Raw genomic sequence first — 15,545 nt, 5'->3', positions numbered from 1 at the left:
ATACGTCCGGGCGCGTCCGGCCTGCGGCCACCGCCGCCGTGGGGGCACGGGGGGTCGCCCCCCGGAGAACCGCAGCCTAAGGTTCCGGGCGATACGTCCGGGCGCGTCCGGGCGCGTCCGGCCTGCGGCCACCGCCGCCGTGGGGGCACGGGGGGTCGCCCCCGGAGAACCGCAGCCTGAGGTTCCGGGCGATACGTCCGGGTGCGTCCGGCCTGCGCAGAGTCGCCCCCCGGAGCGGACGGATGCGGGGCATCCGAGCGGGCCATGGTAGTTTCGTTGTACGGAGTAAGCCGATGTATGCTGCTCCGGTTGCCCGGATCCCTCCGGGCCGCCCCTCGGTAGCAGCGCAGTCGTGCGAACGACACAGTCGCTACCACGGCCTCTGCGCCACCGGGGTTGTCAATGTAAGTGCATCTGAAGTCTTTGGAGTGACTCCCGTGGCTGCCAACTGCGACGTCTGCGGCAAGGGGCCGGGCTTCGGCAACAACATCTCCCACTCGCACCGCCGTACCCGTCGTCGTTGGAACCCCAACATTCAGACGGTGCGCGCTGTGATTGGGCGGACGCCGAAGCGGCTCAACGTCTGCACCTCGTGCATCAAGGCCGGCAAGGTGTCGCGCTAATCGCGCGCGAATATCCTCCCCACCCCAGTGGGGGTGATCCGGTGTCGCACTGTAGCGGCCACCTAGCTCAGGCTTCCCGAAGGCCGATCCACCTCCTGGTGGGTCGGCCTTCGGTCTGTTCCGGGCAGGAACTCAGCGCTGCCGCCAGCCGTGGTCGACCGGTCCGATGCCCGTGCCGAGCGGGAAGCCAGCCGCGATCGCCCCGGTGACGTACGCCTTCGAGGCCGCCACCGCGTCCGGGACGGACAGGCCCAGCGCCAGGTTCGAGGCGATCGCGCTGGCCAGGGTGCAGCCGGTGCCGTGGGTGTGCCGGTTGTCGTAGCGCGGCGCGCGGTACCAGTACTCGCTGCCGTCGGGGCCGAGCAGCAGGTCCGCGGCCTCGCCCTCCAGATGGCCGCCCTTGACCAGGACCCAGTCCGGGCCGAGCTCCTGGAGCGCCTTCGCCGCGTCGGACATCTCCTCCTCGCGGACCACGGTGATGCCGGTGAGCTGCGCCACTTCGTGGAGGTTGGGGGTGAGCACGGTGGCGACCGGCAGCAGCCGGTCCCGCAGCACGGACACCGCCGAGGCGGCGAGCAGCGCGTCGCCGTGCTTGGAGACGCCGACCGGGTCGACCACCACCGGGACCGCGCCGCCCGCCCAGACCCCGGCGATCAGCTCGGCGACGGTCTCGACCAGCTCGGCGGAGGCCAGCATCCCGGTCTTGACCGCCTGGACGCCGATGTCGTCGACGACGCTGCGGAACTGCGCCCGGACGGCCTCGACCGGGAGTTCCCAGTAGCCCTGGACCCCGAGCGAGTTCTGCGCGGTCACGGCGGCGATCACGCTCATCCCGTGGACGCCGAGGGCGAGCATGGTCTTGAGGTCGGCCTGGATGCCGGCGCCGCCGCCGGAGTCGGAGCCGGCGACGGTGAGCACCCGGGGCGGGGCGGCGGGCGAGTGCGAACTGGGCTGAAGCATGGTGCCAACCTATCCGCGCGCGCCCTACAGCACCGCCTCGGCCTCCATCCAGCGGCTCTCCGGAACGGTCTTCAGGTGGGCCACCGCGTCGCTGATCGGCACCAGCCGGATGTCGGTGCGGCGCAGCGCGGTCATGCAGCCGAAGGCGCCCTGGTGGACGGCCTCGACCGCGTGCCAGCCGAAGCGGGTGGCGAGCACCCGGTCCTGCGCCGTCGGGGTGCCGCCGCGCTGGACGTGGCCGAGGATGACCGGCTTGGACTCCTTGTCGATCCACTGGGCGATCTCGCCGGCCAGCCGGGTGCCGATGCCGCCGAACAGCTGGTGGCCGTAGGCGTCGGTGCTGCCGTTCTCGTAGCGCATGGTCCCCGGGCGGGGCTCGGCGCCCTCGGCGACGGCGACGATGGCGAACTTCTTGCCTCGCGAGAAGCGCTCCTCGACCATCTGGCAGACCTCCTCGACGTCGAAGGGCCGCTCCGGGATCAGAATGCCGTGGGCTCCCCCGGCCATCCCGGCGTTCAGCGTGATCCAGCCGGTGTGCCGGCCCATCAGCTCGACCACCATCACCCGCTGGTGCGACTCGGCGGTGGTCTTCAGTCGGTCGATGGCCTCGGTGGCGATGTGCACGGCGGTGTCGTGGCCGAAGGTCACGTCGGTGGCGTCGATGTCGTTGTCGATGGTCTTCGGGACCGCGACGACCGGCAGCCCGGCCTCGCTGAACAGCTGGGCGGCGGTGACGGTGCCCTCGCCGCCGATGGCGATCAGGGCGTCGATGCCGAGCTTCGCGGCGAGCTCGTCGGAGCGGGCGACCCCGTCCCGGAGCCGGTCGCGGGCGACCCGGGCGGAGCCGAGGATGGTGCCGCCACGGGTCAGGATGCCGTGGACGTCGTCCAGTCCGAGCGGACGGCTCCGGCCCTCGACCAGGCCGAGGAAGCCGTCCTCGATGCCGACGACGGTGTCGTCGTGGTCGGCGACCGCCCGGTGCACCACCGAGCGGATCACCGCGTTGAGCCCGGGACAGTCGCCACCGCTGGTCAGCACGCCGATTCGCATGGCCGCAGTTTATGCGGAAGGACCGGGTTGCGACGTTATGTCCGACAGTGCGCGCGGGACGGCCGTTCAGCCGAAGTGGTCCCAGCCGCCGGTGCGGTCCCAGGGCGCGCCGTCCACGGTCACCGTGCCGGTCTTGGAGAGTCCCGCCGGACGGGTGACCTCGCCCACCACCCGCCAGCGGGAGGGCAGGTGGACGTCGGGCGGGAAGGTCGCGACCAGGGCGTGGTCCTCGCCGCCGGAGAGCACCCAGCTCAGCGGGTCGACCCCGACCGCCTGCCCGATGTCGGACATCTGCGCCGGGATGTCGAAGTCGGCGGCATGGAGGTCGATGTAGACGCCGCTGGCCTCGGCCACGTGCCCCAGGTCGGCCACCAGGCCGTCGCTGACGTCGATCATCGAGGTGGCGCCGAGCTGCGCGGCGGCGGGGCCTGCGTGGTACGGCGGCTCGGGCCGGCGGTGCGCCTCGACGAAGGCGCGCGGCGAGCGGAACCCGCGGGAGAGCACGGTGAGTCCGGCCGCCGACCAGCCGAGCCAGCCGGTGACCGCGACCACGTCGCCCGGGCGGGCGCCGCTGCGGGTCACCGGGGCACGGCCCTGGAGGTCGCCGAGGGCGGTGATGGCGACGGTGATGGTGTCGCCGCGCACCACGTCGCCGCCGACCACGGCCGCGCCGGCCACCTGGCACTCGTCCCTGATCCCGTCCATCAGCTCCAGCGCCCAGGTGGCGGGCAGGTCGGCGGGGGCGACCAGGCCGAGCAGCAGGGCGGTCGGGCTGGCGCCCATCGCGGCGATGTCGGCGAGGTTCTGCGCGGCGGACTTGCGGCCGACGTCGTAGGCGGTCGACCAGTCGCGTCGGAAGTGCCGCCCCTCCAGCAGCACGTCGGTGGTGGCGACCACCCTGCCGTCGGGCGCGGCCACGACGGCGGCGTCGTCGCCCGGGCCCAGCTCCACCGCGGCGGTCCGCGGGAGCCGTGCGGTCAGCTCGCGAATCAGTCCGAACTCGCCGAGTTCGCCGACGGTGCCCTGCATCTGCGTCCTTCCGAAGTCCGTGCGGGAGGAATCCGTACGCTCCCCGCGCGCAGCGTACGCCCTGAAACCGCATCGGAGGTCTCCCCCCGGGGGTGTGTGCCGCGATAGCGTGGCGAGTTCTTGAGAGCGCGGGGTCGTACGAAGACGCACTCTAGGAGAGAGCACTACTCGCACGATCTCCGCAACGAGCCGCTTGGGGGTCCACCGTGGTACAGGCATACATCCTCATCCAGACCGAGGTCGGCAAGGCAACCGCCGTGGCCGAGGTCATCGCAGAAATCCCCGGCGTTCTCACCGCAGAGGACGTCACCGGCCCCTATGACGTGATCGTCCGTGCCGAGGCCGCCACCGTCGACGACCTGGGGCGCCTGGTCGCCGGCGGGATCCAGCAGGTGGAGGGCATCACCCGGACCCTGACCTGCCCGGTGGTGCACCTCTAGGCACCGTCTACCATCGCCTGGTGCGCAAAGAGACCAGGCGACGCTCAGTCGTACCCACGACCGCGGTCACCGCGGCCGCTGCGGTGCTGCTCCTGGCCGGCTGCTCCGGCAGCGTCCAGGTCAGCCCGCCGCGGACCGGCGGGACGGCGAGCGCCCAGTGCGCGGCGCTGCAGAAGCTGCTGCCGTCGACGCTGATGGGGCAGCACCGCCGCAGCACCAGCCCGGCCTCGGACAACACCGCTGCCTGGGGCGACCCGGCGATCACCCTGCGCTGCGGGGTGCCGGTGCCGGACGTGCTGAACCCGAAGTCGGCCGACTACGACCCCTCCGCGGTGTCCACCGTGGCCAACGGGCTGTGCTGGATCACCACCACCGGCTCCGGCGGCGGCTACCGCTTCACCACGGTCAAGCAGCAGACCTATGTCGAGGTCGACGTGCCCGGCGCGTACGCCGGCCAGGACTACCCGCTGCCCTCGCTGGTGACCGCGATCACCAAGGCGGACCCGGCCGACCCGAACCGGGTCTTCGACTGCCTCTGAGACCGTCGCCGGGCGGTTGGTAACAGCTCGGTATCCGATCCGGGGGGCAGGAACCCGGGTGGCGCACGGGTCGATAGTGTCCGCAGGTTCGAAACGTTCGAACAGACAGTCAAGACTCTGCGACAAGGTAGCCCGATGAGCACCCCGCCCCAGCCGATCCCGGGGAACCCGTACGCCCAACAGCCTGCGGCGGACAACCCCTACGGCGCGCAGGTCCCCCCGCAGGGGAACCCCTACGCCCCGCCGGCGGACGCCCGCGCCTCGCAGGCGGACCCTTTCGCCAAGGCCCCGGCCGACGCGCCCCCGCAGTTCCAGCAGCCGCCCGCGTTCCCCCAGCCGCCCGCCTTCCAGCAGCCGCAGCAGTTCCAGCAGCCGCAGGCCTTCCAGCCGCCGCAGCCCGGCTTCGAGCCGCCGCAGCAGTTCCAGCAGCCCCAGCCGTTCCAGCAGCCGCAGTACCCGGTCCAGGCGCCGTTCGCCGAGCCGCAGTTCCAGGGCGGACCGGCCGCACCCCCGAGCGACGGCGTCAGCTGCCGCTTCTGCGGGGCCTACCCGGCGGTGGAAACCACCGTGCGCGCCCACCGGGGCATGATCTTCGTCATGCAGTGGCGCAGCCTGCGCGGGCCGTTCTGCCGCACCTGCGGGATCGCGACCGTCCGCCGGCTGTCGGCGGACACCCTCTGGCAGGGCTGGTGGGGCTACATCTCCTCGGTGATGGCCCCGGTCACCCTGATCCGGAACTTCTTCGCCTACCAGAAGATCAAGGCGCTGCCGGAGCCGGTCCCGGGCCAGCCCGGACAGCAGATGATCCCCGGCCGGCCGCTGCTGGCCCGTCCGGCCGCGCTGGGCTTCCTGATCCCGATCCTCGTGGTGGCCGTGATCATCGCGGCGCTCAGCTCCGGCGGCTCCTCGGACGAGGGCACCGACAGCAACCTGCCGACCGGCGTCAACACCGCCACCAGCGCGCCCTCCAGCATTCCCGACCAGGGCACCGTGGCCAAGGTCGGCGACTGCGTGAAGAACGACGGCACCAGCGACCAGCCCGACCTGGGGATCATCCCCTGCGCCAGTGGCGCCTACGTCGTGGTCAGCAAGCTGACCGGGACCACCGCCGACAGCGGCTGCCCCTCGACCACCGTCGAGTCCTACAGCGACAGCCTCGACGACTTCGTGCTCTGCCTGGGGACCTACAAGGCCTCCTGAGCCGCCCGTGAGCGTGGACGGCCCGCCCCGGTCCGGGGCGGGCCGTCGGACGGTCGGGCCCCGGTCGTCAGCGCAGACCGGTGGAGCGGCGCAGCGCCGCCCGGATCAGCCGGTCGATCAGCTCCGGGTAGGGGATGCCGGTGGCCTCCCACATCCGCGGGTAGGCCGAGATCGGCGTGAAGCCGGGCATGGTGTTGATCTCGTTGACCACGAAGCCGCCGTCGGGCAGCAGGAAGACGTCGACCCGGGCCAGGCCCTCGCAGGCCAGCGCCTCGAACACGTCGACCGCGAGGGCGCGCAGCCGGGCGGTCTCGTCCTCGGTCAGCGCGGCCGGGATCTGCACGTCGCTGGAGTCGATGTACTTGGCTTCGAAGTCGTAGAAGTCGTAGCCGTCGGCGACCAGCACCTCGGCCGGCAGGCTGGCGCGCGGGCCGTCCTCGAACTCCAGGACGCCGCACTCCAGTTCCCGGCCGATCAGACCGGCCTCGACCACGACCTTGGGGTCGTGCCGGCGGGCCTCCTCGATCGCCGCGTCCAGCTGCGCCGGGTCGGAGACCTTGGTGATGCCGATGCTGGACCCGGCCCGGGAGGGCTTCACGAACACCGGGTAGCCGAGCTCGGCGATCCGGGCGCGGACGGCAGGGCGGGCGTCCTCGTCGGCCCACTCGCGCGGGCGGACCACGGTGTAGGGGCCGACCGGCAGGCCGAAGGAGGCCAGCACCCGCTTGGTGTACTCCTTGTCCATGCCCACCGCGCTGGACAGCACGCCCGAGCCGACGTACGGCACCCCGGAGAGCTCCAGCAGACCCTGGACGGTGCCGTCCTCGCCCCAGGGGCCGTGCAGCAGCGGCAGGACGACGTCGACCTCGCCGAGGGCCTTGGGCACGGCGCCCGGCTCGGTGTAGACCAGCTCCCGGGCGACCGGGCTGGCCGGCAGGGAGACCTGACCCTCCGTCGACTCGGCGATGGCCTCGACCGAGGGCAGCACGCCCCCGCTGATCGCCATCCGGGCCGGCTCGTCGGCGGTGAGGGCCCAGCGTCCGTCGGAGGTGATGCCGATCGGCAGCACCTCGAAGGCGTCGCGGTCGATGGCGCGCAGGACGCTGCCGGCCGTGGAGACGGAGATGGCGTGCTCGGAGCTGCGTCCGCCGAAGACGATCGCGACACGCGGCTTGCGGATGGTGCCTGCCGCAGCGGGCACGGGGACTGGGGAGGTGGACTCAGTGCTCATAGTTCGATGGAGACTACCCGCAGCCCGCGCTCAGCGCCGCTCGGGCTTGGCCGAACGCGACATCAGCTCCTTGAGCGCCAGCATCGGCGGCTTGCCGCCGTGGACCACGTCGACCACGGTCTCGGTGATCGGCATCTCGACGCCGTGGCGGCGGGCCAGGTCCAGCACCGACTCGCAGGACTTGACGCCCTCGGCGGTCTGCTTGGTCGCGGCGATGGTCTCCTGGAGCGTCATCCCGCGCCCCAGGTTGGCGCCGAAGGTGTGGTTCCGGGAGAGCGGCGAGGAGCAGGTGGCGACCAGGTCGCCCATCCCGGCCAGCCCGGCGAAGGTGTACGGGTCGGCGCCCATCGCCAGTCCCAGCCGGGTGGTCTCGGCCAGGCCCCGGGTGATCAGCGAGGCCTTGGTGTTGTCGCCGAGGCCCATTCCGTCGGCGATGCCGACGGCCAGGCCGATGACGTTCTTCACCGCGCCGCCGAGCTCGCAGCCGACCACGTCGGAGACCGTGTACGGGCGGAAGTAACCGGTGTGGCAGGCGGCCTGGAGGCGCTGGGCGACCTCCTCGTCGCGGCAGGCCACCACGGAGGCGGCGGGCTGCCGGCGGATGATCTCCGGGGCCAGGTTGGGTCCGGAGACCACGGCGATCCGCTCCGGTCCGGCGCCGGTGACCTCGGCGATGACCTCGCTCATCAGCTTGGCCGTGCCGAGCTCGACCCCCTTCATCAGGCTGACCAGGACCGTCTGCGGCCCGATCACCGGGCGCCAGGAACCGAGGTTGGCCCGCAGCGTCTGCGAGGGCACGGTCAGCATCACGAACTCGGCGCCGGCCGCGGCCTCGGCCGGGTCGGTGGTCGCGGTGATCCCGGGCGGCAGTTCCACGCCCGGGTAGTAGTCGGGGTTGCAGCGGGTGCTGTTGATCGCCTCGACCAGTTCCGGGCGCCGGCCCCAGAGGGACACCTCGCACCCGGCATCGGCGAGGATCATGGCGAAGACTGTGCCCCAGGACCCGGTCCCGAATACGGCGGTACGGGTCGTCACCGACCGGCCTCCCTCTCCTTGCGCTGCTCGGCAGCGGCTCGCTGCACGTCGTAGCGTACGGGGGGCGCCTGCTCGCCGCGCAGTCCCTCCAGCAACGAGGTGATCGCATCCATGATCACCTCGGTCGCCTCGCGCAGCACCTTGCCGTTGATCTCCTGGTCCCGGAAGGCGCTCAGGTCGACCGGCGGCCCGGCGACCACGTGGACGGTGTGCCGGGGAAAGGGCTTGAACCGGCGGTCGCCCCTCCCGCCCTTCGCATAGCGGGGGATGATCTCGTGCGCACCCCAGTGCGCCACCGGGATCACCGGGGCGCCGGTCATCAGCGCCACCCGGGCGGCGCCGGTCTTCGCGGTCATCGGCCACAGGTCGGGGTCGCGGGTCAGCGTCCCCTCCGGGTAGAAGGCCACGCACTCCCCGGCGTTCACCGCCGCCACGGCGGCGCGGAAGGCATGGGCCGCGTCGGTCGACCCCCGGTAGACCGGGATCTGACCGGCGCCGTGCAGGATCTTCCCGATCACCGGCACCTTGAACACGCCCGCCTTGCCCAGGAAGCGCGCGGGACGGCCCGAGTCGTACTGGAAATGCCCGTAGACCAGCGGGTCGAGGTAGGAGTTGTGGTTGACCACGGTGATGAATCCGCCGGTCTCGGGGAAGTTCTCGTAGCCACGCCAGTCGCGCTTCGTCAGCAGGAACAGCGGCGGCTTCCCGATCGCCGCCGCAAGGCGGTACCAGAACCCGTACTGGCGGCGAGCCGCCTTGGTACTGCTGCCGGGCACGCGAACTCCTCCTCACAAATCCACCTCATCGTGACCGCACAAGTGTCTCTCCTGGCCGGACGGACTGTCGAGGCACCCCCGCGATCGGGGCACAATGTCCCGGACAGATTGCCCGTCAAAACCTGCAGGAAGGCTCGCCGTGCCTGCGTCCTGGTCCCTGGTCGTGCCGTTGAAGCCGCTGGCACTCGCCAAGAGCAGACTGGCCCGGGCCAGCGGGCCGCTGCGGCCCGGACTGGCGCTGGCCCTGGCCGTGGACACCGTCTCCGCCGCGCTGCGCTGCGCCGAGGTGGCCCGGGTGCTGGTGGTCACCGACGATCCGCGCGCGGCCGGGGAACTGGCCGCCCTGGGCGCGCTGGTGCTGCCCGACGACGACACCGGCGGCGGTCTGAACGCGGCGCTCGCCCACGGCGCGGCCGCGGTCCGCCGGGACCACGGCGCCCGCGCCGTGGCCGCCATGTCCGCTGACCTGCCGGCGCTGCGACCGGAGGAGCTCGGACAGGTGCTGCGCGCGGCCGCCGCGCATCCGCGCGCCTTTCTCAGCGACACCCAGCTGGTCGGCACCACGCTGCTGGCCGCCGCCGCCGGCACCGTCCTGGCGCCGGCCTTCGGCGGGGCCTCCCGGCAGCGCCACGCGGCCTCCGGCGCGGTCGAACTGACGCTCCCCGACGTCCCCTCGCTGCGCCGGGACGTGGACACCCCGCAGGACCTGCGGGACGCGCTGGGGCTCGGCTGCGGGCCGCGCACCACGGCGCTGGCCGCGCTGGTGGCACTGCCCTAGCCTGGAGCCCATGCAGGCCACAGCGTTCACCTACTCCCCCGACAGCCGCAGCGGCTCGGTGCTGCTCGACGACGGCACCCCGCTGCCCTTCGACGCCGGGGCCTTCGACGCGGGCGGCCTGCGGCTGCTCCGCCCCGGCCAGCGGGTGCGGATCGAGACCGCGGGCGAGGGCACGGAACGCCGCGTCACCTTCGTGACCCTCCAGACCTTCTGACGGCTCGGACCTTCTGCTGGCTCGGACCTTCTGACGGCTCGGAACGCAGCGCGGGCCGAGCCGGGAGACCTCCCCGGACCCGGCCCGTGCACCAGCGCCTGCTGTCCTACGGAACTGCTGTCCTACGGAAACTACTGCCTTCGGCTCAGCTCTTGGCTGCGCGCTTGGCCGGCGTGCGCTTGGCGGCGGTGGTCTTCGCCGCCGTCGCGGTCGCGGTCTTCTTGGCCGCCGTCTTCGCGGTGGTCGTGGCCTTCTTGGCGGCCGGTCGGGTCGCGGAGGCGGTCACGGTCTTCTTGGCCGGGGACTTGACCGCGGCGGAGGTCTTCTTCGCCGTGGTCTTCTTCGCCGCCGTGGTCTTCGCGGCGGTCGCGGCCTTCTTCGCCGGAGCCGCCTTCTTGGCGGCCGCCGTGGTGGCGGTCGCGGTCGCGGCGGCGGTGGCCTTCTTGGCCGCCACGGCCTTCTTCACCGTGGGCGTGGACTTCTTGGCGGTCGCCGCCTTCTTGGCCGCGGCCTTCTTCGCCGCGGGCGAGCCGGCCGGGGCGGCCATGCCGCTCTTGCCGGGGGTGAGCGAGCCCTTGGGGGCCTTCTTCACCGACGGACCGGTCTTCGGCATCTTCTTCGCGCCGCTGACCAGGTCCTTGAAGCCCTGGCCCGGACGGAAGCGGGGCACCGCGGTCTTCTTGACCTTGACCCGCTCACCCGTCTGCGGGTTGCGGGCGAACCGCGCCGAGCGGTCGACCTTCTCGAACGTCCCGAAGCCGGTGACGGAGACACGCTCTCCTGCCGTCACCGCGCGGACGATGGTGTCGAGCACAGCGTCCACTGCTTCTGCGGCGGCCCGACGGCCACCCAGCTGCTCGGCCACCGCTTCAACAAGCTGCGCCTTGTTCACGTCTTCCCCTTCAGAAACCGGTGCCCGGACGATTCGGATTCGATCCGGGCTTTTCGCACGTTAGGCATGTATATACGGCATTTCAATTACCAAACGGGCGAATCACCCTTGTGTCGCAATGGATTCGGCTTTCAGGGAGCAGTCGGCGGCGGGAGCGCCCCGTCGTCAAGGTTGTCCAGAAAGCGTGCCAACCTCCGTGCGGCCTCCGGGAGATCGCGCTTGGCTGCTTCGGTCACCTGGAGCAACGAACGGGTGAGCGACTCCCGGGTGGCCTCGGGCACGTCCAGCGCTCGCACAGCGGCGTGCGCCAGCTTGAGCCGTTCGGCCACCAGCCCGTAGAGCTCGACCTCAGACGGCTCCCACGGCTCCCCCGGCTCAGGACCGCGGGAGGGTTGAACGACCGGACTCATGTGCTGATTGTGCCATCTGTGCCGACTTACTCCTTGTTCGCCCTTAGTTCAACCTTACACAGAGTTACCGGCGACATGACACCGGCCCCCCGTTCCGGTCCGAGGACCGGCCCGGGGGGCCGTGTGACGATGTCTCAAAGTGCAGGCCGGGCAGGCCTCAGACGGCTGCGACGGTGCTCGGCTTGAAGCTCGGGCGGGTCGCCTCGAAGGCCGCGATCTCGGCCTCCTGCTGGAGGGTGATGCCGATGTCGTCCAGCCCGTTGAGCAACCGCCAGCGGACGTTCTCGTCCAGCTCGAAGCCGGCGGTGAGGTCGCCGGTGCGGACCTCGCGGGCCTCCAGGTCGACGGTCACCTCGGTGCTCGGGTCGGCCTCCACCAGGGCCCAGATGCGCTCCACCACGTCCTGCGGCAGGATCACCGTCAGGAGGCCGTTCTTGAGGGAGTTTCCGCGGAAGATGTCGGCGAACCGCGAGGAGATGACGGCCCGGAAGCCGTAGTTCTCCAGCGCCCAGACCGCGTGCTCGCGGGAGGAGCCGGTGCCGAACTCGGGCCCGGCCACCAGGATGGACGCACCCGCGTACTGAGGCTGGTTCAGCACGAAGTCGGCGTCCTTGCGCCAGGCCTCGAACAGGCCGTCCTCAAAGCCGTTGCGGGTGACCTTCTTCAGCCAGTGGGCCGGGATGATCTGGTCGGTGTCGACGTTGCTGCGGCGCAGCGGGACGACCCGGCCGGTGTGGGCGGTGAACTTCTCCATGATGCTCAGACCTCCACGGTCGTACGGGCGTCGGACAGGTCGGACGGCGAGGCCAGGTGGCCCAGGACCGCGGTGGCGGCGGCCACCTGCGGGGAGACCAGGTGGGTGCGTCCGCCCTTGCCCTGGCGGCCCTCGAAGTTGCGGTTGGAGGTGGACGCGCAGCGCTCGCCGGGGGCGAGCTGGTCCGGGTTCATGCCCAGGCACATCGAGCAGCCCGCGTGCCGCCATTCGGCGCCGGCGGCGGTGAACACCTTGTCCAGGCCCTCCTCGATCGCCTGGAGGGCGACCCGGACCGAGCCGGGGACGACCAGCATCCGGACGCCGTCGGCGACCTGGCGGCCGTCCAGGATCGCGGCGGCGGCGCGCAGGTCCTCGATCCGGCCGTTGGTGCAGGAGCCGACGAAGACCGCGTCCACCGCGACCTCGCGCAGCGGGGTGCCGGCCGTCAGGCCCATGTACTTCAGGGCGTTCTCGGCGGCGACGCGCGCGGACGGGTCCTCGAAGGAGGCCGGGTCGGGCACGTCGGCGCCCAGCGGGGCGCCCTGGCCGGGGTTGGTGCCCCAGGTGACGAAGGGGGTGAGCTCACTGGCGTCGATGAAGACCTCGGCGTCAAAGACCGCGTCCTCGTCGGTGACCAGGGTCTTCCAGTAGGCCACGGCGGCGTCCCAGTCCTCGCCCTTGGGCGCGTGGTCGCGGCCCTCCAGGTAGGCGAAGGTGGTGTCGTCGGGGGCGATCATGCCGGCCCGGGCGCCGGCCTCGATCGACATGTTGCAGACGGTCATCCGGGCCTCCATGGAGAGGCCGCGGATGGCCGAGCCGCGGTACTCCAGGACGTAGCCCTGGCCGCCGCCGGTGCCGATCCGGGTGATCACGGCCAGGATCAGGTCCTTGGCGGTGACGCCCTCCGGGAGCTCGCCCTCGACCGTGATCGCCATGGTCCGGAACGGGGCCAGCGGCAGCGTCTGGGTGGCCAGCACGTGCTCGACCTGGCTGGTGCCGATGCCGAACGCCAGTGCGCCGAAGGCGCCGTGGGTCGAGGTGTGGGAGTCGCCGCAGACGACCGTGGTGCCGGGCTGGGTCAGCCCCAGCTGCGGTCCCACCACGTGGACGACGCCCTGCTCGACATCGCCCAGCGAGTGCAGCCGGACGCCGAACTCGGCGCAGTTGGCCCGCAGGGTCTCCAACTGGAGCCGGGAGACCGGGTCCGCGATCGGCTTGTCGATGTCCAGGGTCGGGGTGTTGTGGTCCTCGGTCGCGATCGTCAGATCGGTCCGGCGGACCTTGCGTCCGGCCAGCCGCAGCCCGTCGAAGGCCTGCGGGCTGGTGACCTCGTGGAGCAGGTGCAGGTCGATGAAGAGAAGGTCAGGCTCGCCCTCCGCGCGCCTGACGACATGGTCGTCCCAGACCTTCTCCGCGAGTGTGCGTCCCATCACATTCCCTCCGACCGGCGGCGATGTCGGTCTAAGTGTCGATTCGGCGTCCCATCGGGCGATATCCCGCGGGCCACTCCAGCAAGAGTGGCGCAGATCCCAGAAGATTGAACTTGCGTCTCGCGATCTGAGACTGCAATATCAGGGCATGGACAACTCTAGTGGCGTCGGCGTTCTCGACAAGGCTGCTCTGGTGCTGAGCGCGCTGGAGTCAGGCCCCGCAACCCTGGCCGGCCTGGTGGCCGCGACCGGACTGGCCCGGCCGACGGCCCACCGACTGGCGGTGGCGCTCGAACACCACCGGCTGGTGACCCGTGACATGCAGGGCCGTTTCATTCTCGGCCCGCGGCTCTCCGAACTCTCGGCGGCGGCCGGTGAGGACCGGCTGCTGGCCACCGCCGGACCGGTGCTCACCCACCTCCGCGACGTGACCGGGGAGAGCGCGCAGCTCTACCGCCGTCAGGGGGACCTGCGGATCTGCGTGGCCGCCGCCGAGCGGCTCTCCGGTCTGCGCGACACCGTGCCGGTCGGCAGCACCCTGCCGATGAAGGCCGGCTCGGCCGCGCAGGTGCTGCTCGCCTGGGAGGAGCCGGAGCGGCTGCACCGCGGCCTCCAGGGCGCCCGGTTCACCGCGACCGCGCTGTCCGGCGTCCGCCGGCGCGGCTGGGCCCAGTCGATCGGCGAGCGCGAGCCCGGCGTCGCCTCGGTCTCCGCCCCGGTGCGCGGCCCCTCCAACCGCGTGGTCGCGGCGGTCTCGGTCTCCGGCCCGATCGAGCGGCTGTCCCGCCACCCGGGACGCCTGCACGCCCAGGCCATCATCGAGGCGGCCGCCCGGCTCACCGAGGCGCTGCGCCGGGCCTGACGCTGCTCACTGCCACCGCCCCGGCGGCGCACCGGCCGCTCAGGCCGGTGCGCCGCCGGTGAACACCACGTTCACGCCGTGCCAGCCGGAGGCCAGCGCCGCCAGTGCCAGCAGGGCCACCAGCACCCGCCGGTCCCTGATCCGGGCCAGCCGCTCGGCCAGCGGGAACAGCAGCGGGAAGGCCGGCAGCAGGAAGCGCGCCAGCGGCGGGTAGGGGGCGGCGTTGCCCAGGTCCACCACCAGCATCGCGGCGCTGAACGCCACCAGCACCAGCGGCTGCCGGCGGACCACCGAGGCCGCGAACAGCACCAGGTAGCCCAGGACCGTGGCGGCCATGATCAGGTTGCGGTCGGTGTAGCCGACGCCCTTGTGGTAGTGGCCCAGCAGGTGGGTGAACCAGTGCAGGGTGGTGGCGCCGCCGTCGAAACTGCTGTTCCAGGCGCTCTGGATGCGGAAGTAGGCCGTCCAGGAGTGCTCCCGCCAGCCCGTCCAGAGGATGTAGCCGACCCATCCGGCCAGCGAGAGCAGCGTCCCGGCCAGCGGCCGCCACGGCAGCGGGAACTGCTGCCGGTCCCGCCACCAGCGGACCAGTTCCGCCAGCGCGGCCACGCCCAGCGCGGCGGTCAGCGCCATCGCGGTGGGCCGGGTCAGCCCGGCCAGGATGCCCAGCCAACCGGCCCAGAACCAGCGGCGGGTGAGAGCCGCGTACAGGCTCCACGCGCAGAGCGCGGTGAACATCGCCTCCGAGTAGGCCATGTTCTCCACCGCCGCCAGCGGCAGCGCCCCCCAGAGCACCGCCGCCACCAGACCGGCCCTGCGGTCCAGCACCAGGGCCGCACAGGCGTAGATGCCCCAGGCCGCGACCAGCGAGGCGGTCCAGGAGACGATCAGCAGCGAGAAACCGGCACTGATCGGCAGCAGCCGGTGGAAGGGCTCGGCCAGCCACGGGAACAGCGGGAAGAACGCCCGGGCCGAGTACACGACGCCGTGGTGGCCCATTCCCTTGGTGGCCGAGTAGCCGGTCCTCATGATCTGGCCGTACCACCAGGCGTCCCAGAGCGAGGCCAGCCGGGTCAGCGTCCGGTGCGGACCGGCGTGCACGACCATCAGCAGCAGTCCGACCGCGCGCACCCCCGCGTATGCCAGCAGGGCCGGGGCGGCCTGCCCCAGCGCTCGGTGCAGCCGCCCGACGGCGCTGCGCGGAACTGCCTCGGTCAGCAGGGACGAGCCCACGGGTGCGGAGACGTCGCCGCGGGGGGCGGATGCACGAGTCACATGGACCGAGGGTAGGCCACGTTTCTGAGTAAGAGACGTCGCCACCG

General features: G+C 72.0%; 18 protein-coding genes. 7 read left to right on the top strand and 11 right to left on the bottom strand.

Annotated features, from left to right (window positions below):
* Positions 1 to 437 precede the first annotated feature (437 nt).
* Positions 438 to 623, top strand: a complete 186-nt coding sequence (gene rpmB / locus BS75_RS46965) for a 50S ribosomal protein L28 (RefSeq protein ID WP_035846000.1) — start codon at positions 438 to 440, stop codon at positions 621 to 623.
* Between the two features lie 132 nt (positions 624 to 755).
* On the opposite strand, the gene thiD is transcribed toward rpmB, so the two are convergent.
* From thiD to BS75_RS27040, 3 genes are all read right to left on the bottom strand, one after another.
* Entirely contained in the window at positions 756 to 1,583 is an 828-nt protein-coding gene (gene thiD, locus BS75_RS27050; protein ID WP_034090111.1) for a bifunctional hydroxymethylpyrimidine kinase/phosphomethylpyrimidine kinase, read from the bottom strand.
* A 24-nt stretch (positions 1,584 to 1,607) separates the two neighbouring features.
* Positions 1,608 to 2,633, bottom strand: coding sequence for an ATP-dependent 6-phosphofructokinase (locus BS75_RS27045; RefSeq protein ID WP_034090110.1), 1,026 nt, complete (start codon positions 2,631 to 2,633; stop codon positions 1,608 to 1,610).
* 66 nt (positions 2,634 to 2,699) lie between these two features.
* The gene (locus tag BS75_RS27040; protein WP_034090109.1) at positions 2,700 to 3,662 is read right to left on the bottom strand and encodes a thiamine-phosphate kinase; all 963 of its coding nucleotides are present in this window, start codon (positions 3,660 to 3,662) and stop codon (positions 2,700 to 2,702) included.
* Between the two features lie 206 nt (positions 3,663 to 3,868).
* Here BS75_RS27040 and BS75_RS27035 point away from each other — a divergent pair, with 206 nt between their 5' ends.
* From BS75_RS27035 to BS75_RS44845, 3 genes are all read left to right on the top strand, one after another.
* The gene (locus BS75_RS27035) at positions 3,869 to 4,102 is read left to right on the top strand and encodes an Lrp/AsnC family transcriptional regulator (protein ID WP_034090108.1); all 234 of its coding nucleotides are present in this window, start codon (positions 3,869 to 3,871) and stop codon (positions 4,100 to 4,102) included.
* A gap of 20 nt (positions 4,103 to 4,122) precedes the next feature.
* Positions 4,123 to 4,641 (top strand): DUF3515 domain-containing protein, encoded by a 519-nt coding sequence (locus tag BS75_RS27030; protein ID WP_160312234.1) that lies wholly within the window; start codon positions 4,123 to 4,125, stop codon positions 4,639 to 4,641.
* 135 nt (positions 4,642 to 4,776) lie between these two features.
* On the top strand, positions 4,777 to 5,841 hold the full coding sequence (locus tag BS75_RS44845) for an LppU/SCO3897 family protein (RefSeq protein ID WP_052069731.1): 1,065 nt from the start codon (positions 4,777 to 4,779) through the stop codon (positions 5,839 to 5,841).
* A 67-nt stretch (positions 5,842 to 5,908) separates the two neighbouring features.
* Here BS75_RS44845 and BS75_RS27020 read toward each other — a convergent pair whose 3' ends face one another.
* The 3 genes from BS75_RS27020 to BS75_RS27010 are packed head-to-tail and all read right to left on the bottom strand — an operon-like array spanning position 5,909 to position 8,883.
* Positions 5,909 to 7,072: a D-alanine--D-alanine ligase family protein gene (locus tag BS75_RS27020; protein ID WP_034090106.1), complete on the bottom strand. Its 1,164-nt coding sequence runs from the start codon at positions 7,070 to 7,072 to the stop codon at positions 5,909 to 5,911.
* Between the two features lie 30 nt (positions 7,073 to 7,102).
* Complete coding sequence (locus tag BS75_RS27015; protein WP_034090105.1) at positions 7,103 to 8,107, bottom strand: NAD(P)H-dependent glycerol-3-phosphate dehydrogenase; 1,005 nt, start codon at positions 8,105 to 8,107, stop codon at positions 7,103 to 7,105.
* Positions 8,104 to 8,883 carry a lysophospholipid acyltransferase family protein gene (locus tag BS75_RS27010; protein WP_034090104.1) on the bottom strand — a complete coding sequence of 260 codons (780 nt, stop codon included), beginning with the start codon at positions 8,881 to 8,883 and terminating at the stop codon, positions 8,104 to 8,106. The genes BS75_RS27015 and BS75_RS27010 overlap by 4 nt, the downstream gene beginning before the upstream one ends.
* Positions 8,884 to 8,977: 94 nt before the next feature.
* Between BS75_RS27010 and cofC the strand changes: the two genes are divergently transcribed.
* On the top strand, positions 8,978 to 9,661 hold the full coding sequence (gene cofC / locus BS75_RS27005) for a 2-phospho-L-lactate guanylyltransferase (RefSeq protein WP_042437349.1): 684 nt from the start codon (positions 8,978 to 8,980) through the stop codon (positions 9,659 to 9,661).
* A gap of 10 nt (positions 9,662 to 9,671) precedes the next feature.
* Positions 9,672 to 9,875 (top strand): hypothetical protein, encoded by a 204-nt coding sequence (locus BS75_RS27000; RefSeq protein WP_034090102.1) that lies wholly within the window; start codon positions 9,672 to 9,674, stop codon positions 9,873 to 9,875.
* A 145-nt stretch (positions 9,876 to 10,020) separates the two neighbouring features.
* Here BS75_RS27000 and BS75_RS26995 read toward each other — a convergent pair whose 3' ends face one another.
* From BS75_RS26995 to leuC, 4 genes are all read right to left on the bottom strand, one after another.
* A complete protein-coding gene (locus BS75_RS26995) occupies positions 10,021 to 10,767 on the bottom strand; it encodes an HU family DNA-binding protein (protein WP_034090101.1) in 747 nt (248 codons plus the stop codon).
* 131 nt (positions 10,768 to 10,898) lie between these two features.
* Positions 10,899 to 11,177, bottom strand: coding sequence for an SCO5555 family protein (locus BS75_RS26990; protein ID WP_042437348.1), 279 nt, complete (start codon positions 11,175 to 11,177; stop codon positions 10,899 to 10,901).
* A gap of 157 nt (positions 11,178 to 11,334) precedes the next feature.
* On the bottom strand, positions 11,335 to 11,931 hold the full coding sequence (leuD, locus tag BS75_RS26985) for a 3-isopropylmalate dehydratase small subunit (RefSeq protein WP_034090100.1): 597 nt from the start codon (positions 11,929 to 11,931) through the stop codon (positions 11,335 to 11,337).
* 5 nt (positions 11,932 to 11,936) lie between these two features.
* Positions 11,937 to 13,361, bottom strand: coding sequence for a 3-isopropylmalate dehydratase large subunit (gene leuC / locus BS75_RS26980; protein ID WP_034090099.1), 1,425 nt, complete (start codon positions 13,359 to 13,361; stop codon positions 11,937 to 11,939).
* A gap of 148 nt (positions 13,362 to 13,509) precedes the next feature.
* Here leuC and BS75_RS26975 point away from each other — a divergent pair, with 148 nt between their 5' ends.
* Positions 13,510 to 14,223: an IclR family transcriptional regulator gene (locus BS75_RS26975; RefSeq protein ID WP_034090098.1), complete on the top strand. Its 714-nt coding sequence runs from the start codon at positions 13,510 to 13,512 to the stop codon at positions 14,221 to 14,223.
* A 39-nt stretch (positions 14,224 to 14,262) separates the two neighbouring features.
* Here the strand turns inward: BS75_RS26975 and BS75_RS26970 are convergent, their stop codons facing one another.
* Positions 14,263 to 15,498: a glycosyltransferase family 39 protein gene (locus tag BS75_RS26970; protein WP_152645708.1), complete on the bottom strand. Its 1,236-nt coding sequence runs from the start codon at positions 15,496 to 15,498 to the stop codon at positions 14,263 to 14,265.
* Positions 15,499 to 15,545 lie beyond the last annotated feature (47 nt).

The organism is Streptacidiphilus albus JL83 (assembly GCF_000744705.1).
Classification (GTDB): domain Bacteria; phylum Actinomycetota; class Actinomycetes; order Streptomycetales; family Streptomycetaceae; genus Streptacidiphilus; species Streptacidiphilus albus.
Note: the sequence above shows the minus strand (reverse complement) of the source record. Positions and strands in the feature narration are given on the sequence as shown.